The sequence below is a fragment of the Kitasatospora sp. NPDC057518 genome (genome assembly GCF_042802075.1).
In the GTDB taxonomy this organism is placed as follows: domain Bacteria; phylum Actinomycetota; class Actinomycetes; order Streptomycetales; family Streptomycetaceae; genus Kitasatospora.
The window spans coordinates 1-23,615 of record NZ_JBHVEU010000093.1; the positions used below are offsets into that span (position 1 = coordinate 1).

At 76.6% G+C, this 23,615-nt stretch carries 8 protein-coding genes and 1 pseudogene; 4 read left to right on the forward strand and 5 right to left on the reverse strand.

Annotation, left to right across the window (positions count from 1 at the left end; translation table 11 throughout):
- The first annotated feature begins 350 nt into the window (after positions 1–350).
- Positions 351–1,199 carry a hypothetical protein gene (locus ACFU7Z_RS12560; protein ID WP_380777499.1) on the forward strand — a complete coding sequence of 283 codons (849 nt, stop codon included), beginning with the start codon at positions 351–353 and terminating at the stop codon, positions 1,197–1,199.
- Between the two features lie 25 nt (positions 1,200–1,224).
- On the opposite strand, the gene holA is transcribed toward ACFU7Z_RS12560, so the two are convergent.
- Positions 1,225–2,223, reverse strand: coding sequence for a DNA polymerase III subunit delta (gene holA / locus ACFU7Z_RS12565; RefSeq protein ID WP_380777500.1), 999 nt, complete (start codon positions 2,221–2,223; stop codon positions 1,225–1,227).
- Positions 2,224–2,297: 74 nt separating this feature from the next.
- Here holA and ACFU7Z_RS12570 point away from each other — a divergent pair, with 74 nt between their 5' ends.
- Positions 2,298–2,591, forward strand: a complete 294-nt coding sequence (locus tag ACFU7Z_RS12570) for a hypothetical protein (RefSeq protein ID WP_049657893.1) — start codon at positions 2,298–2,300, stop codon at positions 2,589–2,591.
- 26 nt (positions 2,592–2,617) lie between these two features.
- Here ACFU7Z_RS12570 and ACFU7Z_RS12575 read toward each other — a convergent pair whose 3' ends face one another.
- The 4 genes and pseudogenes from ACFU7Z_RS12575 to ACFU7Z_RS12590 all read right to left on the reverse strand — a co-directional run bounded on the left by ACFU7Z_RS12575 (position 2,618) and on the right by ACFU7Z_RS12590 (position 21,917).
- Positions 2,618–3,778, reverse strand: a complete 1,161-nt coding sequence (locus tag ACFU7Z_RS12575; protein ID WP_380777501.1) for an acyl-CoA dehydrogenase family protein — start codon at positions 3,776–3,778, stop codon at positions 2,618–2,620.
- A 49-nt stretch (positions 3,779–3,827) separates the two neighbouring features.
- Positions 3,828–10,778 (reverse strand): annotated as a pseudogene (locus tag ACFU7Z_RS12580) (amino acid adenylation domain-containing protein); the annotation flags it as partial.
- Between the two features lie 80 nt (positions 10,779–10,858).
- Positions 10,859–20,371 (reverse strand): type I polyketide synthase, encoded by a 9,513-nt coding sequence (locus ACFU7Z_RS12585; protein ID WP_380777502.1) that lies wholly within the window; start codon positions 20,369–20,371, stop codon positions 10,859–10,861.
- Positions 20,372–20,927: 556 nt separating this feature from the next.
- The gene (locus ACFU7Z_RS12590; protein ID WP_380741699.1) at positions 20,928–21,917 is read right to left on the reverse strand and encodes an alpha/beta fold hydrolase; all 990 of its coding nucleotides are present in this window, start codon (positions 21,915–21,917) and stop codon (positions 20,928–20,930) included.
- A gap of 143 nt (positions 21,918–22,060) precedes the next feature.
- Between ACFU7Z_RS12590 and ACFU7Z_RS12595 the strand changes: the two genes are divergently transcribed.
- Entirely contained in the window at positions 22,061–22,669 is a 609-nt protein-coding gene (locus ACFU7Z_RS12595) for a helix-turn-helix domain-containing protein (protein WP_380777503.1), read from the forward strand.
- 258 nt (positions 22,670–22,927) lie between these two features.
- On the forward strand, positions 22,928–23,482 hold the full coding sequence (gene cyaB, locus ACFU7Z_RS12600) for a class IV adenylate cyclase (protein WP_380777504.1): 555 nt from the start codon (positions 22,928–22,930) through the stop codon (positions 23,480–23,482).
- Positions 23,483–23,615: the final 133 nt, after the last annotated feature.

A 23,615-nucleotide genomic window follows, 5' to 3' on the forward strand; every position in this document is an offset into this window, starting at 1 on the left:
GGCTGCTGACCAAGGTCGCGCTGCCCGCCTGGCGGGTCGGCCGCTGGCCGCGCCGGCTCAACGCCGGTGTCGTCTCCGCCCTCACCGAACTCTCCCGCCGCGACCGGCTCGCCCCCCAGGGCACCACGAGCGTAGCCAATGATTACAGAGAGTGACATCATCCGTCCGGTGGATTCTCCGCCTCCAGCCGGTCGAGAGCCTCGCTCAGCCGCCGCAGGGTCGCCAGCGCCCGCGCCTCTCCCCGAGGCCGCTGCGGCGCCTGTCGCGTTCCGCGGCCCGGCGGCTATCGTCGGTCGGGTCCGACCGGGGTGCGGGGAGCACCTCGGCGCCAGGTCCAGGGGGGAACTTCCATGACGACGCCACCGCCGCCGCAGCCACCGAACGGGCCGGGGTACGGCTTCCCGCAGCCACCGAACGGACCGGGGTACGGCTTCCAGCAGCAGCCGGGCGGGGGCGCGCAGCCCGTACCGGGCGCTCCCGGCCCCGCGGGCGCCGGCGGCTTCGGACCGCCGCCGGGGCTGCCCACCGCGCCCGGCCAGCCCGCCGCCCCCGCCCCCGGGCGGAGCGGGAACCTGCGGCGCAACGCCGTCTGGGCGTTCGTCGGCGCGGTGACCGTCTCGATCGGCTGGGCCGCCGCCGTGACGGCCGTCCCCGGCCTGGTCAGCAGCGACTCCTCGCCGCGCGACCTGCGCGGCTACCACCTCTCCGACGACTTCTGCGCCACCGGGAAGCCCACGAAGCTCCTGCAGACCTACTCCGTCTCGGACACCTCCAAGCCGACCCACCACACCGACCGGCACCCGGCGCTGGACAGCATGAACTGCTCGATGTCGCTCAAGCGCACCGGCGGCACCAGCGACAGCGAGTCCGCCACCCTCTACATGCGCGTCGACCTGCACAAGGCGGTCAACCCGGCGCCCGAGCTGGAGGCCAACAAGGAGCTCTACCGGGCCCGCGGCTACCAGGTCACCGACATCGCGGGGCTCGGCGAGGAGGCGTACTTCCTGTACAAGGACGACGGCTCGGACCAGTACCACAGCGTCTACGCCGAACTGGACATCCGCGACGGCGGGATGACGTACTACGTCACCTACTCGGCCGGCTACACCGAGGGCAAGGGCAAGCCGCCGACCAAGGAGGAGCTGCGCACCGCCCTCCAGTCCGACGGGCAGGACACCGTGCGGGCCATGAAGAAGTAGCGCCGGGGCCCGCGGCGCCGGGCCGTCAGTAGGCGGGCCGGGAACCGGCCCGGGAGGCCCGGGCGACGGCGACCACCGCGCGCTCCAGGGCGTACGCCGGGTCGTCCGAACCGCCCTTGACGGCGGCGTCGGCCTGGGCGATCGCGGTCAGCGCGGTGGCCACCCCGTCGCCCGTCCAGCCGCGCATCTGCTGGCGGACCCGGTCGACCTTCCACGGCGGCATGCCCAGCTCGCGGGCCAGGTCGCCCGGGCGCATGTTCCGCCCGGCGCTCGCCAGCCGGCCGATGCTGCGCACGCCGGAGGCCAGCGCGTAGGTGATGCCGGTCGGCGGCTGGCCGACGGCCAGCGCCCAGCGCAGCCGCTCCAGCGCCTCCGCGGCCCGGCCGGTGACCGCCAGGTCGGCGACCTCGAAGCCGGTCGCCTCGGCCCGGCCGCTGTAGTAGCGGGCCACCACCGTCTCGTCGATCGTGCCCTCGACGTCGGAGGTCAGCTGGTTGCAGGCGGCCGCCAGCTCGCGCAGGTCGCTGCCGAGCGCGTCCAGCAGCGTCTGGCAGGCCTCCGGGGTCGCGGAGCGGCCCAGGGTGCGGAACTCGCCCTTGACGAAGGCCAGCCGCTCGCTCGCCTTGGCCAGCTTGGGGCAGGCCACCTCGCGCCCGCCGGCCTTGCGCCCGGCGTCCAGCAGGCCCTTGCCCTTGGCGCCGCCGGCGTGCACCAGCACCATGATCACTTCTTCGGCCGGGGCCTCGATGTACGCCTTGACCTCCTTCACGGAGTCGGCGGAGAGGTCCTGCGCGGCCCGGACCACGATCACCTTGCGCTCGGCGAACAGCGACGGCGTGGTCAGCTCGGCCAGGCTGCCGGGCTGCAGGCCGCCGGGCGGCAGGTCCCGTACGTCGGTGTCCGGGTCCGCCGCCTTCGCCGCCGCCACCACCTGGGCGACCGCGCGGTCCAGCAGCAGCTCCTCCTGGCCGACCGCGAGGGTCAGCGGGGCGAGCAGGTCGTCGGGTGCACTCTTCCTGGCCATCGCCTACCAGCATCCCACGGGCCGCGGACACTCCCGCCCGACGGAGCGGGCGGCCCGACCTGGACAATGTCCGGGTGAGCGAGAACCACACCACCGACCTCCCGGCCGTCGACGACCCGTACGCCCGGCAGCTGCTCGTCCTGCCCGACCGCGACACCGCCGAGGAGGCCGCCGAGGAGCTCGGCGCCGCCCAGCCCGACCTCGGCGAGCTCGAAGTCGTCCGCGACGCGCTCGCGGGCGAGGACGACGCCGAGGACGCCCAGTGGCTGGTCGTGGCCGAGGCCCCGGAGAGCGGCTGGACCCCGGCGCTGCTGCACGCCCTCGACCGCCTCGCGGCCGGCTACGAGGGCTGGCGCGAGGAGGCGTGACGGCCTGAGGGCCTGAGGGTCCCTGATCAGAGGTGCGGGGACTCGGGCGCGCCCCCGAGCCGCAGCTCGCCGACACCGTCCAGGACCTTCTCCGCCGAGGCGACGTGGCGGCCCGCTGTGACGACGTCGCGCAGGCAGCGGTCGAGCGGGGTGCGCTCGGTGTAGACCGCGGCCGATCCCACGGCGTCGTACAGGAGTTGGACCGCCTCCCGGCAGGCCCGGTGGGCGAACCGGCGGGCCAGCGCCGCCGTGCCGCGCTCCGGCGCCAGGCCCGCCGCCTGGGCCGCCCAGGCCTGCTCCAGCGTGCGGTACACGTAGGCGTCCGCCGCGCCGATCAGCGACTCGGCGTGCGCGAGGTCGGCCCGGACCCCCGGGTAGGGCAGCGCGGTGCGCCGGGGGGACAGCAGCTCCCGGGCGCCGGCCAGCGCGGCCCGGCCGATCCCCAGCGGCACGCCCGCCATCTTGAGGGCGAGGTTGTCGGCGCGCAGGTGGAGCGGCTCCGCCCGGGTGCCGGACGGCGCCAGGGCGAAGGTGTGCCGCTCCGGGACGTACAGGTCGGCGACCTCGATGTCGTGCGAGCCGGTGCCGCGCAGCCCGGTGGTGTGCCAGGTGTCCAGCACCCGGACCTGCGCGGCGTCCAGGACGGCGACCCTCGGGGTGCCCTCCGGGGTCAGGAACCCGGCCAGCACCCGGTCGGCGTGGGTGATCCCGCTGGCGTGGGTCCAGCGGCCGGTCAGCAGGTGGCCGCCGCCGTGCCGGACCGACCGCCCGGCCGGCGGCAGCACCGTCGCGGTGATCAGGTCCGGGTCCGGGAACAGCTCGGCGAAGACGTCCTCGGGCAGCGAGACCACGGCCAGCGAGGCGTTCAGCGCGACGGACGCGCACCAGGCGACCGAGGCGTCGCCCTCGGCCAGCAGGTCGATCGCCCGGGTGGTCTCCGGCACGGTCAGCTCGACCCCGCCCAGCCGCGGCGGCAGGGCGGCCCGCAGCAGCCCGGTGGCCTTCAGGCCCGCCAGGACGTCACCGGGGATCCGGCCCAGCCGTTCGGTCTCCGGCGCGGTGGCCGGCAGGCCGGCGGCGTAGCTCCGTACCCGGTCCAGGACCGAGGCGGCGGTGCGGGCCGTCCCGGTGCGGGGCGTACCGGTCCGGGGCGTCCCGGTCCGGGGCGGCAGTTCGAGGGTGGTCATCCGGTCCTCCTGGTTCGGCGGGTGCGGTGGGGTTCTCCGGGGCGGCGGGTCACAGGTCGTTCAGCGCCTTGTCGAGCTCGGCCGCCAGGGTCGGGAGGTACGGGGCGCGCATGACGCTGTAGTGGTCGCCGGGCACGTCGACGCTCTCCGCCCGGTCGCCGAGCAGCTCCAGCCACCGCCGGGTGGTGGCCGTGCTGGCCCCGTCCATCGCCCGCAGCAGCCGGACCCGGCCCCGGTACGGGACGGGCCGGTGCTCGGCCAGCGCCCGGCTGAGGCGCAGGAACCGGCCCGCGAGCCGCTCCAGGGTGGCGCCGTCGATCTCCTCCGGCAGGACGCCGGCCCGCCGGGCCCGGATCAGCAGCTCCTCGACCGGGGAGCCGCCGTCGACCGGCTCGAACTCCTCCGGCCCGGGGTTCCAGTCGTGGCCGGCCAGCCCGGCCAGGTCGCGGGCGAACCGGGCCAGCAGCGCCGGCTCGGCGGCGGGCTCGGTGCGGCCGGGCGGTTCGAGCAGGTCCACGGCCGCGACCAGCTCGACCGCCGCGCCCCGGTCGGTGAGCAGCCGGGCGGTCTCCAGGGCGATCACCCCGCCCATCGACCAGCCGCCGAGCCGGTACGGGCCGTCCGGGAACCGCGCGGTGATCGCGTCGGCGTAGTGCGCGGCCAGCTCGGCCACGGTCCGCGGGGCGGGCTGCGCCCCGGGGTCCGCCTCGGCGTCCGCTTCGGCGTCCGCTTCGGGGTACTGGAGGGCGTGGACCGGCTGGTCCTCGTCCAGCAGGGCGGCGAGCCCGGCGTAGCAGAGCACGTCGCCGCCGACCGGGTGGACCAGGAACAGCGGCGGCCGGGCCCCGGTGCCCCGGACGGTGACCAGGGCCGCCCGGCCCTCGTCCTCGGCCCGCTCGCGCAGCACCCCGGCGAGCGCCTCGACGGTCGGCCGGGCGAGCAGCGTGGCCACCGGCAGCGAGCGGCCGGTGCACTGCCTGATCCGGGCCATCATCCGCACCGCGAGCATGGAGTCGCCGCCGAGGTCGAAGAAGTTCGCCGTGACGTCGAAACCGGAAGGGTCCGGGGCGGCGTCGGCGGGGTCCGGGGCGGCGACGGCGGGGTCCGGGGCGGCGACGGCGGGGTCCGGGGCGGCGTCGGCGGTCGCCGCGGGAGTGCCGAAGAACTCGGCCCAGATCCCGGCGAGCAGCCGCTCGGCCGCGTCGCGCGGGGCGACCGCCCCGCCGGGGCACGGGGCCGCGAGCCCGGGCGAGGGAAGCCGCCGGCGGTCCACCTTGCCGTTGTCGGTCAGCGGCAGCTCCGGCAGCAGGACGATCCGGGCGGGCACCAGGTACCCCGGCAGTTCCCGGCCGAGCGCCGCGCGCAGCTCCTCCTCGGAGGCGTCCGCCACCGCGTAGCCGACGAGCCGCCGCGGGCCGCCGCGCTCGCCCTCGGCCACCACGGCCGCCGCCCGGACGTCCGGCCGGCGCAGCAGCGCCGCCTCGACCTCGCCGAGCTCGATCCGGTGGCCCTGGATCTTCACCTGGAAGTCCGCGCGCCCGAGGAACTCGATGTCGCCGTCCGGCAGGTAGCGGCCGAGGTCGCCGGTGCGGTAGAGCCGCTCCCCCGTCACCGGGTGGCGCGGGAAGGCCGCGCGGGTCTTCTCCTCGTCGCCGAGGTAGCCGCGGGCCAGGCCGGTGCCCGCGATGTACAGGTCGCCGGGGACCCAGGCCGGGCGCGGCCGCAGCGCCTCGTCCAGCACATGGAAGCGCTGGTTCCGCATCGGCCGGCCGTACGGGATGCTCGTCCGCTCCGGGTCCACGTCGGTGATCGGGTGCAGGATCGACCAGATCGAGGCCTCGGTCGCACCGCCCAGGCCGACGACCCGCGCGTCCGGCAGGACCGCGGCGACGGCGCCGGGGAGGGTGACGGGGATCCAGTCGCCGCTCATCATCACCAGCCGCAGCGGGAACGGGCCGCCGAGCGCCCGCACGTGCTCGACGAACATCTCCATCAGCGCGGGGACGCTGTTCCAGACCGTCACCCGGTGCCGGGTCACCAGGTCCAGCCAGGCGGCCGGCTCGCGCTGCGCCGGGGCGTCGGGCAGGACCACGGCGCCGCCGACCGCGAGCAGGCCGAACACGTCGTAGACCGAGAGGTCGAAGTTGAACGCCGACAGCGCCAGCACCCGGTCGTCCCCGGTCACGCCGAACCGGTCGTTGACGTCCCGGATCGTGTTGACCGCGCCGGTGTGCTCGATCATCACGCCCTTCGGCACCCCGGTGGAGCCCGAGGTGAAGATGACGTACGCGAGGTCCTCGGGCCGGGCCGGGGAGGGCGGCAGCGGGCCGTCCGCGCCGGTGTCCTCCGGCTCGGTGTCGACGTGCAGCGCGCGGGTGCCGTCCGGCAGGTCGAGCCCGGCCGCGACCGCCGAGCGGGTCAGCACCAGGCCGATCCCGGCGGTCTCCACGATCATCCGCAGGCGGGGGCCGGGCACGGCGGCGTCGACCGGCACGTAGGCGGCCCCGGTCTTGAGGACGGCCAGCGCCGCGACGACCTGCTCCCAGCCCTTGTCCAGCACGATGCCGACCAGCGCGCCCGGGCCGGCGCCGTCCTCGATCAGCCGACGGGCGATCCGGTCGGACCGGCGGTCCACCTCGCGGTAGCTGAGGGTCCGGGCGGCGGTGATGACGGCGGGCGCGTCCGGCCGGGCCGCGGCCTGCCGCAGGAACGCGTCGTGCAACAGCTCGGCGGGGACGGGGCCGTCGGTGGCGTTGACGGCCCGGCGGACCGCCATGTCGGACTCCGGCGCGAGCACGGCCGGCGGGCGGCGCCACGCGCCCTCCTCGCACAGGCCGCGCACCAGGTCCCGGTAGGCCTCCCACATCCCGTCGACGACGCCCTCGGGGAACACCTCCTCCACCACGTCCCAGTTCAGGACCAGCTCCCCGGCCTCCTCCAGGGCCTGGTGGTCGAGCCACACCTGCGGGGTGCGCACCGAGCTGGAGGCCAGCTCGCCGGCGGTGCCGAGCGCGGTCAGCGCGGTCAGCGCCCCGCGCTGCTCCGGGCCGCCGTCGGCGCCGTCGGCGGTGTTGTCGCCGTCATCGCCGTCGCTCCGGGCGGAGAAGCCGATCGTGCTGGTGAAGACCACCGGCATGCCCGCCAGGCCCGTCCCGCCGCGGGCGCGGTTGAGTTCGCGCAGCACCTCGACGCCGCTGACGTGGCCGTGTTCGAGGTCGGCCAGCAGCTGGTCCTGGAGGCGCGCGGCGCCCGCGGCGAAGGCCTCGCCGGGGGCGGCGTCGACCTCCAGCAGGGTGGTGGCGCTGAGGTTGCCGACCACCCGGCCGGCGTCCTCGTGCAGCGGCCGCCGGTGGAACGCCAGCAGGTTGAGCGTGAAGCGCGGCGAGGCGCTCCAGGCGCCCAGCACCTGCGCGTACGCGGCGCACAGCGCGGCCGAGGGCGAGAGGCCCGCCGCCGCGGCGTGCTCCTTGAAGCGCCGCCACGCCCCGGCCCCGACCCGGGCCGTGCGGTGGACGAACTCCGGCCGCCGGGGCGCCGGGCCCGGACGCAGCGGCAGGGCGGGCGCGGGCGGCAGCGAGTCGACGCGGGCCCGCCAGTAGGCGAGCGACCGCTCGCGCCCCTCGGCGTCCGCCCCGGCGGCGGCGAGCACGTAGTCGCGGTAGGTGACGGCCGGGGCGGGGGTCGCGGGCTCCCCGTGGCGGTAGGCCTGCGCCCACTCCCGGAACAGCAGCCCGGAGCTGCGGCCGTCGATGATCAGCGCGTCGAAGTTGAGGTGCAGCCGGGTGGTGCGGGCGTCGAGCAGGGTGGCCCGGACGTCGAACAGCGGCCAGGCCTCGGTGTCGAAGACCTGGTCCCGCATCTCCCGGTGGATCGCGGCCAGCCGGCGCTCCCGTTCGACCGGGTCGCAGGCCCGCAGGTCGACGGTGGCGATCCGGTACTCGGGGACCTCGGCGAGCACCCGCTGGTGCCCGTCCCGGGAGACGACCGCGCGGAGCATGTCGTGCCGGTCGACGAGCTGCCGGAAGGAGGCGGCCAGCCGGTCCGGGTCGGTGTCCGTCAGGTCCACCTCGACCAGGAAGGAGGTGGAGACGTTGCCGAGCTCGAAGGCGTCGGTCCGGCCGACCAGGTAGGCCTGCTGGAGGTCGGTGAGCGGGAACGGCTCGTGGCGGGCCGCCGGGTCGGCGACCAGCGCCGTCCCGGGTCGTCGGGCTTCAGCGCCGCTACCGCTGCCGTCGGTGTCGCCGCGTGCGGCCCGGACGGCGTCGGCGATCGCGGTGACGCTACGGCCGTCCAGCAGGTCGCGCAGCGGCAGGTCCACGCCGAGCCGCCGGGCGAGGGTCTGCCGGATGTCCATCGCGATCAGCGAGTCGACGGCCAGGCGCCGCAGCGGCAGCTCCCGGTCGTCGCCGGTGACGGCCGCGCCGCGCGCCCGGCCGACGATGCCGGCCACCAGCTCGACGACGTCCTCGACGGGTCCCTGCGTCGCGGGCGGCTCCGTCGCGGGCGTCTCCGTCGCGGGCGCGGTGGGCGGCAGGGCGTCCGGCACCGCCTCCAGGCGTACGCCGTCGGCGAGCGCCACCGGCGTACCGTCGGGGCCGACCAGCCGTACCTGCGCGACCAGCGACCCCTCCGGTGCCGGCGCCCCGGCGCGGCGCGGGGCGCCGGTCCAGAGCCAGTAGCGCTCGCGCTGGAACGGGTACCCGGGCAGGCGCACCGGCGGCCCGGCGGGCTCGCCGTGCACGCGTGCCCAGTCGATCCGCGCGCCCCGGGTGTAGAGCGCGCCGAGGCTGTCGAGGAGGGTGCGCCGGGCGTCCTCCCCCGGGCGCAGCGACGGCAGGACCGCGGTGTGCCCGGCCGCCCGGACCTTGTCGAGCAGCGGCGAGGCGGGCCCGAGCTCCACGAAGGTGCGGTGGCCGTCCCGCAGCAGCGCGGCGAGGCCGGCGGCGAACCGCTCCGACCCGGCGGCGTCCGGCGCGGCCGCGTTCCGGACCGTACGGGCCGCCACCAGCGCGTCCTCCGGGCTCATCGTGCCCGTCACGCACGCGGCCACCAGCTCGCCGGTGCCGTGGCCGAGGACGGCGGCGGGCCGCACGCCCCACGAGCGCCACAGCTCGGCGAGCGCGTAGCCGACGGCGAACGGCGAGAGCCGGCCGCCGGGCGCCTCGGCGCACTGGTCCAGGGCGCGGCGGAAGACCGGCTCGGCCTCGGCCAGGACGGCGACCGCCTCGGCGTCCGGCCCGGCCAGGGGGCCGGCGGCGCCGGTGAGGAGGAACACCGGGCCCCGGCCGCCCTCCGGGGTCCGGGTGCCGACCCGGACGCCGGCCGGCGGCTCCTCCTCCCGGCGGGTCCGCAGGAGGAGGTCCCGCAGCTCGGCGGCCGAGGAGGCGACGGCCGTCAGCCGGTGCGGGAAGTGCGCCCGGCCGAGGCCGGTGGCCCGGCAGACCGCCGCCAAGCCGGACCCGCCGGCCGCACCCGGCCCGTCGTCCGCGCCCGGCCCGCCGTCCGCGAGCAACTCGGTATAGCGGTCGGTGAGTTCGGCGAGCGCGGCCGGCGACTTGGCGGACAGGGTCAGCAGCCGCGGCCCGCCCGGACCGGCCTCCCCGTCCCCGGTCTCCCCCGCCTCCAAGGCGGCCGGGGCCTCCTCGATGATCACGTGGGCGTTGGTGCCGCTGATGCCCTGCGAGGACACCCCGGCCCGCCTGGGCCCGGCCGTCCCCGGCCAGGCGGCCCGCTCGGCGACCAGCTCGACCGCGCCCGCCGACCAGTCGACGTGCGGGGTGGGCTCGTCCGCGTACAGGGTGGCGGGGAGTGTGCCGTGACGCATCGACAGCACCGTCTTGATCACCCCGGCGACGCCCGCCGCCGCCTGGGAGTGCCCGATGTTGGGCTTCAACGAGCCCAGCCGCAGCGGCCGGTCCCGGTCCTGCCCGTAGGCGGCCAGCAGGGCGCGCGCCTCGATCGGGTCGCCGAGCTCCGTGCCGGTGCTGCTCGCCTCCACCACCTGGACGTCGCCGGGCGACAGCCGGGCGTCCGCCAGCGCCTGCCGGATGACCCGCTGCTGCGCCGACCCGCTCGGCGCGGTGAAGCCGTTGCTGGCGCCGTCCTGGTTCACCGCGCTGCCGCGCACCACGGCCAGCACCGGGTGGCCGCGCCGCCGCGCGTCCGACAGCCGTTCCAGCAGCAGCACGCCCACGCCCTCGGAGAGCCCGCTGCCGCCGGCCCCGGCCGAGAACGGGCGGCACCGGCCGTCCGGCGCCACGCCCTGCATCCTGGTGAACTCGGTGAACAGCTGCGGGGTGGACATGACCGTCGCCCCGCCCGCCAGCGCCATCGCGCACTCGCCGCCGCGCAGCGACCGGACGGCCAGGTGCAGCGCGACCAGCGAGGACGAACAGGCCGTCTCCACGGTGATCGCCGGACCGCGCAGGCCGAGCGTGTACGAGATCCGGCCGGACGCCGCGCCGCCCACCGCCCCGGTGGTCAGGAAGCCCTCGGCCTCCTCGGGCACCTCGCCGCGCCCCAGCCCGTAATCGAGGTTCGACAGGCCCGCGAACACGCCGGTCTCGGTGTCGCGCACCGACTCCGGGTCGATCCCGGCGTCCTCGAAGGCCCGCCAGGCGGTCTCCAGCAGCAGCCGCTGCTGCGGGTCCATGGCCAGCGCCTCACGCGGGCTGATCCCGAAGAAGCCGGCGTCGAACTCGGCCGCGTCGTACAGGAATCCGCCGGAACCGGTCAGGCTCCGGCCGCCGCCCTCGGGGTCGTACAGCCCCTCCTCCCAGCCCCGGTCGCGGGGGAACGCGCCGACGCTCTCCCCGCCCTCGGCCAGCAGCCGCCACAGCGCGTCGGGCGAGTCGACCCCGCCCGGGTACCGGCACGCCATGCCGACGATCGCGATCGGCTCCCGCTCCCCCTCCTCCAGCTCGCGCAGGCGCCCGCGCGCCTCGTGCAGGTCGAGGGTGAGGCGCTTGAGGTATCCGAGCAGCTTCTCGTCCGATGCTGATGCCATGACGGATCGGTCCTCCGTGGGGATCTGGTGGGCTCGTGGTCGTAGGGGGTGGGGGGTGGGGCGGCGGACCGGGGTCAGATGAGCTCGCGGTCGATGAAGTCGAGGAGCTCCTCGGCGGTCGCGGCCTCGACGAGGGCCGCCACGTCCTCGTCGAGGGCCGTCGCGTCCTGGTCGCACTCCCCGGCGGCCGGCTCGGGCCCGGTTCCCTGAGCCGGCCCGGTCTCGTGGACGGGCGGGGCGAGCCCGGCGTCCAGGACGGCGACCAGCTCGGGCAGCGTCGGCGCCTCGAACAGCAGGGTGAGCGGGAGCTTCAGCCCCGTCGCCGTGCCGAGGCGGTTGCGGAACTCGACCGAGGTGAGCGAGTCGAAGCCGAGCTCGCCGAACGGCCGGTCGTCCGGGATCGCCTCGGGCCGGGAGCCCAGGACGGCGGCCATGTGGGTCCGGACCAGGTCGGCCAGGGCGTCGGCGCGTTCACCGGCGGTCAGGCCGCCCAGCTCCTCGCGCAGCGGGCGGTGCCGCCGTGGCGTCGGGCCGTTCCCGCCCCGCCCCGCCCCGGCGGCCGCCACGACCTCGCGCAGCACCGGCGGGAGGTCCGGTCCGAGGTCGCGCAGGACCTCGCGGTCGAGCCGGGCGGGCACCAGGACGGCGTGCGGTGACGGCAGCGCCGCGTCCAGCAGGGCCAGGCCGTGCCCGGGGTCGATCTCCACCAGCCCGGCCCGGGCGAAGCGGGCGCGGTCGGCGTCGCCGAGGGCGCCCAGCATGCCGTCCGGGTCGCCCCACAGGCCCCAGGCCAGCGCGAGGGCGGGCAGGCCCTGGGCGCGGCGGTGCCGGGCGAGCCCGTCGAGGAAGGCGTTGGCGGCGGTGTAGCCGCCCTGGCCGGCGCCGCCGAGCGTCCCCATCACCGAGGAGACCAGGACGAAGGCGGTGAGCGGGTGACCGGCGGTCAGCTCGTGCAGGTGCCAGGCGCCGTCGGCCTTGACCCGCATCACCCGGTCGATCCGCGCGGGGGTGAGCGAGGCGACGGGCGCGTCGTCCACCACGCCGGCGGCGTGGATCACGGCGGTCAGCGGGTGCCGGGCGGGGACCGCCGCGATCATCGCGGCGACGGCGGCCCGGTCGGCGACGTCCACGGCCGCGAACGCCACCTCGGCGCCGAGCCCGGTCAGTTCGGCCGCCAGCTCGGCGGCTCCCGGCGCATCGCCTCCCCGGCGGCCGGCCAGCAGCAGGCGCCGGGCGCCGTGCCCGGTGACCAGGTGCCGCGCCACGGCCCGGCCGATGGCGCCCGTCCCGCCGGTGATCAGGACGGTTCCGTCCGGGTCGAGGACCGGCGGGACGGTGAGCACGACCTTGCCGACGTGGGTGCCCTGGCGCAGCAGCCCGAAGGCCTCGGGCGCCCGCCGGACGTCCAGGTCGGTGACGGCGGGCCAGCCGAACGCGCCCCGGGCGAACAGCTCGACCGTCCGCTCCAGCAGGCGGGCGAGGTGCTCGGGCGGCAGCTGGAGCAGGTTGAACGCCCGGTAGCGCACGCCGGGGTGCGCGGCGGCCACCTCGGCGGGGTCGCGCTGTTCGGTCCGGCCGAGCTCGACCAGGAGCCCGCCGGGACGCAGCAGCCGGAGCGACTCGTCGACGAGCTCGCCGGTCAGCGAGTTCAGGACGAGCGCCATCCGCCGGTCGCCCGCGTCGGGGCCGGCACCCGGGCCCGCACCCGGGCCGGCACTCGGGCCGGCACTGAAGCGGGCGCCGAAGCCGGGCTCGCGGGAGGAGGCGAGGTGGTCGTCGTCGAGGCCGAGGGCGCGCAGCGCGGGCCACTTGGCGGGGCTCGCGGTCGCGAAGACCTCCGCGCCCAGGTGCCGGGCCAGCTGGACGGCGGCCAGGCCGACGCCGCCCGCCCCGGCGTGGACCAGCACCCGGTCCCCCTCACCCACGCCGCCCAGTTCGACCAGGGCGTGCAGGGCGGTCAGGTGGGCGACCGGCACGGCGGCGGCCCGGGTGAAGGACCAGTCGTCCGGGATCCTGACCAGGGTGCGGTGGTCGGCCTGGGCCACCGTGCCGAACGCCGCCGGGAACAGGCCCGTCACCCGGTCGCCGACGGCCAGGCCGGTGACCCCGGGCCCGGTCGCGGTGACCACGCCCGCGCCCTCCAGGCCGAGCGGGCCCGGATCGCCGGGGTGCATGTCGAGCGCGCCCAGGACGTCGTGGAAGTTCAGCCCGGCGGCGCGGACCGCGACCCGGACCCGGCCGGGACCGGGCTCGGCGGCGGCCTCGGGACAGGGCCGCAGCTCCAGGCCGGTGAGGGTGCCGCGCTCGGGGATGTCCAGGTGCCAGGCCGCCGCGTCCTCGGGGGGCCGCAGCGCGGGATCGCCCACGGCGGACACCAGCCGGGGCACCAGGACGGCGCCGTCGCGGACGGCCAGCTGGTTCTCCTCCGGGGTCAGTACGGCGGCCGGGACCTCGGGGGCGCCTTCGATCGTGGGAGTGCCTTCGGGCACGGTGGTGCCGGGGGCCAGGTCGACCAGGGTGAACCGGCCCGGGTGCTCGACCTGGGCGGTGCGCACCAGGCCCCAGACCGCCGCCTGGGCGAGGTCCCGGACGGTCTCGCCGGGCCGCACGGCGACCGCGCCCCGGGTGACCAGCACCAGACGGGACCCGGCGAGCCGGTCCTCGGCGAGCCACCGGGCGAGCAGGTCCCGGGTGCGGTGGACGGCGGTCCTGGCCGCCGTCGCCGGGTCGGTGGCGTCCTGCGGTCCGTACGGTCCGTGCGGTCCGTGCGGTCCGGTCGGGCAGCTCACCACGGTGGGCGTGTCCGGGTCGGCCGCCGCGAGCAGCGCGTCCGGGTCGAGGGCGTCCCACGGGACGACCGGCACCGGGCCGACCGGCGACGACACCGGCTCCGACTCCCGCAGCGGTTCCCAGCCGAGGGCGAACAGCGAGTCGCGCGCGGCGGCGGCCGGGTCGGCGGGGCGTCCCACCGCGACCGGGCGCAGCTCCACCGCCTCGACCAGCCCCACCGGCTCCCCCGAGGCGTCGAGCAGGGCCAGCGGGAGGCCGCCGTCCGAGGCGGGCCCGGCCTGCACCCGCAGGGATGTCCGGCCGCCGGCCGGAGCGGCCGTCAGGGACACTCCGCGCCAGCGCACCGGCTGTACGGGCCGCCCCTCGTGGCCCGGGGCGGCGGCGATCAGACCGTGCAGGGAGGCGTCGAGCAGGGCGGGGTGCAGCCGGTAGGACCCGGCGTCGGCCTCCGCCGGCTCCGGCAGGACGGCCTCGGCGTACTGCTCGCCGCCGGCGCCCCGCCAGGCGGCCCGCAGGCCCTGGAAGGCCGGCCCGGGCTGGTGGCCGCGCAGGGCGAGGTCCTCGTACATCCGGGTCGACGGCACCGGCGTCGCGCCGGTCGGCGGCCAATCGGTGGCGGCCCGGTTCCGGAGCGGGGCCGGGTCCTGCGCAGGGATGTGGTCGGCGCTCAGCGTGCCGGTGGCGTGCTCGATCCACTCGCCCCCGCCGGTCGCCCGGCCCGAGATCCGGCAGGTCCGCAGCCCGTCGCCGTCCGCGCCGGACACCCGTACGCGCAGGTCGACGGCGCCGTCCGCGGGCAGCTCCATCGGGGTGGCGACGGTCAGTTCCTCGATCCGCGCCGTCCCGGCCTTCGCTCCCGCGTGCAGGGCCAGCTCCAGGAACGCGGTGCCCGGCACGACGACCGTCCCGGCCAGGACGTGGTCGGCCAGCCAGGGGTGGCTGCGGGCCGACAGCCGTCCGGTGAACACCGTCTCGCCGTCGCCGAGTTCGACGGCCGCGCCGAGCAGGGGGTGCTCGGCCGGCGCCTGGCCGAGGTCGGCCGTGCCGGTCGGCCCGGCCGCTCCGGTGAGCCAGTAGCGGCGGCCCTGGAAGGGGTAGGTGGGCAGGTCGACGTGGCCGGCCGCCGCACCGGTGAGGCGCTCCCAGGCGACGGGCAGACCGCGGACGTGGGCCTCGGCGGCGGAGGTGAGGAAGCGGCGCAGGCCGCCGTCGTCGCGGCGCAGCGAGCCGGTGACGATCCCGTCGACACCGGCCTCCTCCAGGATCTGGCCGATGCTGCCGCCCAGCACCGGGTGCGGGCCGACCTCGACGAAGGTGGTGTGGCCGGAGGCGACGAGCGCCTCGACGGCCTCCTGGAAGCGCACGGTGTGCCGCAGGTTCCGGTACCAGTAGGCCGCGTCCAGCCCGGCGCCGTCCTGCCAGTCGGCGGTGACCGAGGACATCAGCGCGATCCCGCCGCCGCGCGGCGTCAGCGGCGCCAGCCCGGCCAGGAGCTCCGCCCGGATCGGTTCGACCGCCGGGCAGTGCGAGGCGAAGGCCGCCGGGATCACCCGGGCGTTGACGCCCTCGGCCCGGTACCCGTCGACCAGGGCGGCGATCGCGTCCGGGGCGCCGGCCACGGCGGTGACGGCCGGTCCGTTGACCGCGGCGATGCTCAGCGCGCCGAGGCGCTCCCGCACCCGCGCGGCGGGCAGCGGGACGACGGCCATCGCCCCCCGGCCCATCAGGTCGACGGCCAGGCGGCTGCGCAGCGCGATGGCGCGGGCGCCGTCCTCCAGGGAGAGCGCCCCGGCCACCACGGCGGCGGCGAGCTCGCCCTGGGAGTGGCCGACCACGGCGTCCGGGACGACCCCGGCCTCCCGCCACAGCTCGGCCAGCGACACCATCACCGCCCACAGCGCGGGCTGCACGACGTCGATCCGGTCGAGCGGGGACGCGCCGGTCGGCGCGCCGGTCCGGGCGTCGGACGCGGCGTCCGTCCGGGCCTCGGCCGGGGCGTCCGTCCGGGTTTCGGCCCGGCCATCGGCCAGGACGTCGGCCAACGACCAGTCGACGTACGGCGCGAGCGCCCGCTCGCACTCGGCCAGGCGGGCCGCGAACACCGGGCTCTCGGCGGCGAGTCGCGCCGCCATCCCGCGCCACTGGCCGCCCTGGCCGGGGAAGACCAGGACGGTCCGGCCGGGCTCGCCGGCCCGGCCGGTGACCAGGCCGGGAGCCTCCTCGGCGCGGGCCAGCGCCGCCAGCGCCCGCTCGGCCTCCGGCCGGTCGGCGGCGACCACCACGGCACGCTCGTCCCAGGAGGTCCGGGCGGTCAGGGCCGGCGCGGCGGCGACCGGGTCGAGCGGGCCGTCGGCCAGCCCGCGGGCCCGCTCCCGCAGCGCCTCCGGGGTGCGGGCCGACAGCACGACCGGCACCACGGGCGGTGCCGGCGGTCCCCCCGCCGCCCCGGGCCCGGTCGGCTGCCCGGGCTGCTGCCCGGCCGGCGGCTCGGTCAGGATCACGTGCGCGTTGGTGCCGCTGATCCCGAACGAGGAGACGCCGCCGCGCCGGGGCTCCCCGGTCTCCGGCCAGGGCCGGGCCCGGTCGAGCAGGGCCACCGAGCCGGCCGTCCAGTCGACGTGCGGGGACGGCTCGTCGGCGTGCAGCGTGGCGGGCAGCGCGCCCCGCCGGAGCGCCTGGACCATCTTGATCACGCCGCCGACGCCCGCCGCGGCCTGGGCGTGCCCGATGTTGGACTTGAGGGACCCGAGCCACAGCGGCCGCTCCCGGCCCTGCCCGTACGCGGCCAGCAGGGCGTTGGCCTCGATCGGGTCGCCCAGGGCGGTGCCGGTCCCGTGCGCCTCCACGGCGTCGACCTGCCGCGGCGCGAGCCCGGCGTCGGCGAGCGCGTCCTCGATCACGCGCTGCTGGGCGACCCCGCTGGGCGCGGACAGCCCGTTGGAGGCGCCGTCCGAGTTGACGGCGCTGCCGGCCACGACCGCCAGCACCGGGTGGCCGTGGCGGCGGGCGTCCGAGAGCCGCTCGACCACGACCATGCCCGCGCCCTCGCCCCAGCCGGTGCCGTCCGCCCCGGCGGAGAACGCCTTGCAGCGGCCGTCGGCGGCCAGCACCCGCTGGCGGGACAGCTCCACGAACATGCCGGGCGTCGCCATGACGGTGACCCCGCCGGCCAGGGCGAGCGAGCACTCCCCGGCCCGGACCGACCGCACCGCCTGGTGCAGCGCGACCAACGACGCCGAGCACGCGGTGTCCACCGTCAGCGCGGGCCCGTTCAGGCCGAGGACGTACGCGATCCGCCCGGAGACCACGCTCACGCTGGTGCCCGTCAGCAGGTGCCCCGCGACGCCGGGCCCGGCCGTCTCCATGCTCGGCCCGTAGCCGGAGTGCATCGCCCCGGCGAACACGCCGGTCCGGCTGCCCTTCAGCGCCGCAGGGTCGATCCCGGCCCGCTCCAGCGCCTCCCAGGCGACCTCCAGCAGGAGCCGCTGCTGCGGGTCCATGGCGAGGGCCTCGCGCGGGCTGATCCCGAAGAACTCCGCGTCGAAGTCCGGGACGTCCCGGACGAAGCCGCCCCGGCGGACGTAGGAGGTGCCGGCCCGGTCCGGGTCCGGGTGGTGGAGCGCCGCCAGGTCCCAGCCCCGGTCGTCGGGGAAGTCGCCGATGGCGTCGGTGCCGGCGTCGACCAGGTCCCACAGGCCCTCGGGCGAGCGCACCCCGCCGGGGAAGCGGCAGGCCATGCCGACGATGACCACGGGGTCGTCGGCCTCGTCGTCGTTTCCGGCCTTGCCGTCGTTGCCGGCCTCCGGCTCGGCCTCGTTGTCCTTGTCGGCCTCGTCGTTCGCCTTCAGCGCGCCGATCGCGGCGGCGAGGGCGGCCGGGCTCGGGTGGTCGTACAGGACGGTGCTCTCCAGGTTCAGCCCCGTCGCGGCCGCCAGCCGGTCGCGCAGTTCGAGCGTCATGGCCGAGTCCAGGCCCATCTCGCGGAACGTCCGCCCGGGCCGGACGTCGGCGGCCGAGCCCGTGCCCAGCACGACGGCGGTCAGGCTCCGGACCAGCTCCAGGACCGACCGCCCGTCCAGGGCCGGAACCGGCGCCGGGGTCGACGCCAGCGTCTGCGTCCCCTCGTCCGCCCGCTCGCTCCCGGTGGCCCCCGGCATCCCGGACGGCCAGTAGGAGCGGCGCTGGAACGGGTAGGTCGGCAGGTCGGCGAGCGGCGCCGAGGCGGGCAGCAGCGCGGACCAGTCGACCGGGACGCCCCGGACGAAGGCCTCGGCCGCCGCCGTGAGGAACCGCCGGCGGCCGCCGTGGCCGCGCCGGAGCGTGCTCAGCGCGGCGCCGTCCCCGCCGTGCAGGTCGATCGCCTGCCGGACACCCATCGCCAGCACCGGGTGCGGGCTGATCTCCAGGAAGGTCGAGTGGCCCGCGTCCAGCAGGCGTTCGACGACCGGCCCGAACCGGACCGGCTCGCGCAGGTTGCGGAACCAGTACCCGGGGCCCAGCTCGGCGGTGTCGACCGGTCCGGCGGTGACGGTCGAGTGGAACGGCACGCCGGTGGAGCGCGGGGCGATCCCGGCGAACGCGGCGAGCAGGCCGTCCCGCAGCTCCTCGACGGCCGCGCTGTGCGAGGCGTAGTCGATCGGGATCCGCCGGGTGCGCACCCGCGGCCCGTAGTGGGCGGCCAGCGCGTCGAGCGCGGCCGCCGGCCCCGCCACCACCGTGTGCGCCGGGCCGTTGACCGCCGCGACCGACAGTCCGGGGCCGCCGGCCGCGACCTCAGCCACCACGAGGTCCCGCTCCACCCGCTCGGCCGGGAGGTCCACCGACAACAGGCCGCCACCGCCCGCGATCCGGTTCAGCACCCGGCTGCGCAGGGCCACGATCCGCGCACCGTCCCGGAGCGACAGCGCGCCCACGGCGGTGGCGGCGGCGATCTCGCCCTGCGAGTGCCCCACCACGGCAGCCGGCTCCACCCCGGCCGAGCGCCACAGCGCGGCCAGCGAGACCATCACCGCCCACAGCGCGGGCTGGACCACCTCGTCGCCCTCCAGCGGCGGCGCACCGGAGGCCCCGCGCAGGACATCGGCCAACGACCAGTCCACGTACGGGCGGAGGGCCTCGGCGCACTCGTCGATCCGCTCGGCGAAGAACGGGGAGGTCTCGATCAGCTCCGCCGCCATGCCCGTCCACTGCGAGCCCTGGCCGGGGAAGACGAAGACCGGCCGCACCGGCGGCCCCTCGTGCCGGCCCTCCACCACGGCCGCCGACGGCCGCCCGGCCGCCCGGTCCGCGAGTTCGGTGAGGAAGCCGTCCCGGTCGTCCGCGACGACCACGCAGCGGTGCTCGAACGCGGTGCGGGTGACGGCCAGCGACCGGCCCACCGAGGCCGCCCCGAGCGCCAGACGCGCCGCCACATGGGCGCGCAGCCGCTCGGCCTGCTCCCGCAGTGCGGGCTCGTCCCGCCCGGACAGGACCCAGGGCAGCGCCCCGGCCTCCTCCTTCTCCTCGGATGCTGCTTCCACGCCCGGCCAATCCGACAGGATCACATGGCAGTTGGTGCCGCCGATCCCGAACGAGCTGACTCCGGCGACCAGTTGACCGTACGGCGAGGGCCAGGCCCCGGCCTCGGTGTTCACCCGCAGCCGCAGCTTGTCGAGCGGAACCCGCTCGCCGGGCCCGACGTGGTTCAGGCTGGGCACGAGCTCGCGCTCGGCGAGGCACAGGACGGTCTTGATGAACCCGGCGATCCCCGCCGCGCCCTCCAGATGGCCGATGTTCGTCTTCACCGACCCGACCAGCAGCGGATCGCCCTCGCCGCGCACCGAGCCCAGCGCCGCGCCGAGCGCCGCGGCCTCGACCGGGTCGCCGGCCCGCGTCCCCGAACCGTGCAGCTCGACGTACTGGACCTCGCCCGGCTCGACGCCCGCGTCGACACAGGCCTCCAGGAGCACCCGCTCCTGCGACGCCCGGCCCGGGGTCGGCAGCGTCTGCGTCGCGCCGTCGTTGTTCAGGGCGCTGCCGCGGATGACGGCGTGGATGCGGTCGCCGTCCCGGACGGCGGCCTCCAGCAGCTTGAGCACCACCACCCCGCCGCCCTCACCGCGGACGTAGCCGTTGGCGCGGGCGTCGAAGGTGAAGCAGCGCCCGTCCGGCGACAGCGTTCCGGCCCGCTCCAGCGCCCGGGTGCTCTCCGGCGCGAGGACCAGGCTCACCCCGCCGGCCAGCGCCAGCTCGGACTCGCCGCTGCGCAGGCTCGCGCACGCCAGGTGCACGGCGGCCAGCGAGGACGACTGGCCGGTGTCCACCACCAGGCTCGGACCGTGCAGGCCCAGCGTGTACGAGATCCGGTTGGCGGTCACCCCGCGCTGCAGCCCGGTCAGGGTGTGCCCGGTCACCGCGTCGGGGCCCAGCCCGTGCAGCAGCGTCGCGTAGTCGTCCGCGATCACCCCCAGGAACACGCCCGTCCGGCTGCCCTCCAGGGCGCCCGGCAGGGTCCTGGCGTCCTCCAGCGCCTCCCATGCCAGTTCGAGGGCCAGCCGCTGCTGCGGGTCCATCGCCATGGCCTCGCGCCGCGAGATGCCGAAGAACTCGGGGTCGAATCCGTCCACCCCGTCCAGGAACCCCCCGCGTGCCGGCCCCCGGCCGCCCCGCCGCCCGACCACCGCGTCACCACCGCCGCGCAGCAGCCGCCAGAACGCCTCCGGCCCGTCCGCCTGCGGGAACCGGCAGCCGACCCCGACCACCGCGACCGCACGCGCCGGGAGCTCACGCCCGCCACGACAACCAGCACTGTCCATCATCGATGCCCCCCGCAGTGAGAATCAGACGGCCGACCACCGGAAGGCCCCGACGGACCACCGGGTCGTCGCCCCGGGTCCGCCCTTGAACCGGCGGGTTCGGTCGCGGGAGATCCCGGCCGCCACCTCGACGCCGATGCCCGCCCCACGAGGATGCGCCCGCCCGCACACCACCGGAACCCGTCCCGGGGGTTCATGATCGTGCGTTGCTGAACCCCGAAGGGGCCCGCACATACCCGACATACCGGGCACCTTGCGGCGGGCCGCCCGGAGGACCGCCCGAAGCCTCCGAGCCACGACCATCCACGGGCGAACACCCGCGGACCACCACTCCGGCACGCTCCGGGTCGGGCCCGGACCGTGCCGCAACAGCACCGGGGGCGGCGGCCCGACGACCGCGCAGGGCCGGGTCACGGCCTCGCAGGAGGCCACAACGGCCAAGTACTGCACAGGGGTTGAGGAACATCCAGGCCGGATCGCGACTGGTGCGCGGCCGACAGGCCGTCGCCGAGGTGACCGGCCCGCTCGCGCCGGGGGGCCGGCCGGCACACCCGGCGGTTCAGTCCTGGAGGGAGGCGAGCCAGGCGGTCAGCAGACGGTTGACCTCCGCGGGGCGCTCCTGCTGGATCCAGTGCCCGCAGCCCTCCAGGATGTGGGCGGAGGCCAGGCCGGGGAGGGTGGTCGGGTAGGCCTCGATCGCGTCGGCCATCCAGGTCGTGGAAGCGTCCAGGGCGCCGCCGATGAACAGGGACGGCTGCCTGATCGGGGCTCCGGCGTACTGGGCGAGGTCCTCCCAGTCGCGGTCCATGGTGCGGTAGCGGTTGAGGGCCCCGGTCATGCCGGTGCGCTCGAACTCCCCGGCGTACACGTCGAGGTCGTCCTCGGTCAGCCAGGCGGGCAGCCTGCCGCCGGGGAAGCGGTCGCGCAGCCGGCCGCCGGCGCGGGCCACGAAGTGCGGGTCGGGCTCGCCCCGAGCGGGCATGGTGTCGGCGGACATGGCCGCGTAGAAGCCCGCGAGCCAGCCCCGGAGGTCGGGCTCCATCTCCGCTTCGGCCCGGCCGGGCTCCTGGAAGTACGAGACGTAGAACTCCTGGTCGCCGCCCATCCGCGCGAAGACGTCGGTGGGGCGGGGGCCGCCGGGCGGCGCGTAGGGGACGCTCAGCAGTGCGACGGCGCGGAAGACCTCGGGGTGGAGCAGGGCGGAGGCCGCCGCGATGTTGGAGCCCCAGTCGTGCCCGACGACCACCGCCCTCTCCTCGCCCAGGGCGCGCACCAGGGCGACGTTGTCCTCCACCAGGTCGAGCATCCGGTAGGCGTCCGTCGCGGCCGGCTTGGAGGAGCGGCCGTAGCCGCGTACGTCGAGCGCCACGGCCCGGTACCCCGCCGCCGCGAGGGCCGGGAGTTGGCGGCGCCAGGAGTACCAGGACTCGGGGAAGCCGTGGACGAGCAGGACCAGTGGTCCGGTGCCCTGCTCGACCAGGTGCAGGCGCCCGGCGGGTGCCTCGATGGTGCGGTGGCGCAGGTCGGTGGACGGCGCGGGCTGGTGCATCGCTTCTCCTCGGTTCACGGGCGGCCGCGGGTACCCGCCGATCATGCGGCGCGGCGGCAGCGCGACGCGAACACCCTTGCCATCGTGGCAAACTGGCAGGACAGGGCGGTGAAGGCGGCACGGCCGCAGGGAGCGGGGCGACGGTGACGGACGACGGCACAGCCGACACGCTGGCGGCCATGGGCCCCCGGCTGCGGACCGCGCGCGAGCGGCACGGCGCCACACTCACCGGCGTCAGCCGCGCGACCGGCATCTCGCTGAGCACGCTGTCGCGGATCGAGACCGGCCGGCGCAAGCCGACCCTGGAAGTGCTGCTGCAACTCGCGAAGGCGTACGGCGTCTCCCTGGACGAGCTGGCCGGCACCGCACCCGCGGCGGCGACCGGACCGCGCGCCCCGGTGCCGCCTCGCTCCGGCGGCGACAAGGCGGTGCTACCGCTGACCCGCTACGTCGGGGGCCTGCACGCCCACAAGCACGTCCTCCCCGCCGTCGACGCACCCCCGGCGCGGCCGCGGCAGGTCTCCCACGACGGATACGAATGGCTGTGCGTCCTGTACGGCCGACTGTGGCTGGCGCTCGGCGAGCAGGACCTCGTCCTGAGCGCCGGGGACGTAGCCGAGTTCGACACCCGCACCGCCCACGGAGTCGCGAACGCCGGCCCCGGCGGACCGGTCGAATACCTGATCATGTTCGGGCCGCAGGGAGAACGCCTACGACCGCGCACCCCAACCCCCGACCGCGGCACCCGGTAATCCGGAGCACAACGCCCGGGCCCCGCAACGGTGCCTGCGGCATCACGCCCCAACGGCGTCCGGACCACGCAGTGGCCGCAGCCCGCCGGGCCGGTCGGAGAGCCGGAAGGAGCACCGGCCGAGCAGGTTGATGCGGTTCCGCACGAACGGTGAGGGGCGACCCACGTCCTCGTCACGGACGTCGAAAGCAGTCCAATCCGTCATGGCGCTCGTCCGCGAGACCATCGCCTCGCTGACCGACACTCAGGAGAAAAGCCCGTGAAGTACACCGAAGTCGAACAGAAGTTCAAGCTCCTCAGCGACCCCCAGGAGCTAAAGGACCAGCTCACCGCCCGGGGCGGCAAAGCCGGCCGACCGACCCGCCAGGTCGACCACTACTACAACGCCCCCCACAAGGACTTCCTCTCCGGAGACGTGATCTCCGAGTGGCTCCGGATCCGTATCGAGGACGGCATCTCCTCCCTGAACTTCAAGCGGTGGTACCCGCTGGAGCGGAAGATCAAGACCCACTGCGACGAGTTCGAGAGCACCGTCTCCGACGCCACCGCTGTCCAGCACATCCTGGACTCCCTCGACTTCACCAAGCTCACCACGGTCGACAAGACTCGCGAAGAGTGGTTCATCGACAGCATCGCCGTCGCCTTTGACAGTGTGGGCGACCTCGGAGACTTCATCGAGTTCGAGTACAAGGGTGAGGCCGAAACCGTTGAGGAGGCCACCGAGAAGATCGAATCCTTCATCGCCGGCCTCGACATCAAGCTCGGCGACCGCATCCACGCCGGCTACCCCCATCTCACCCTCGGGCTGGCCTGACGAACGGGCGCACGACCGTACCGATATACCTGCACCGGACCCTTTGGCGCCGTGCGGATGTTGCGGTGTTCTGCTCTTTACCTCCGAGTGGTGAGGCTTTTTCCGCGGCGTGCTCCAGGCCTGCCTGGAGCAC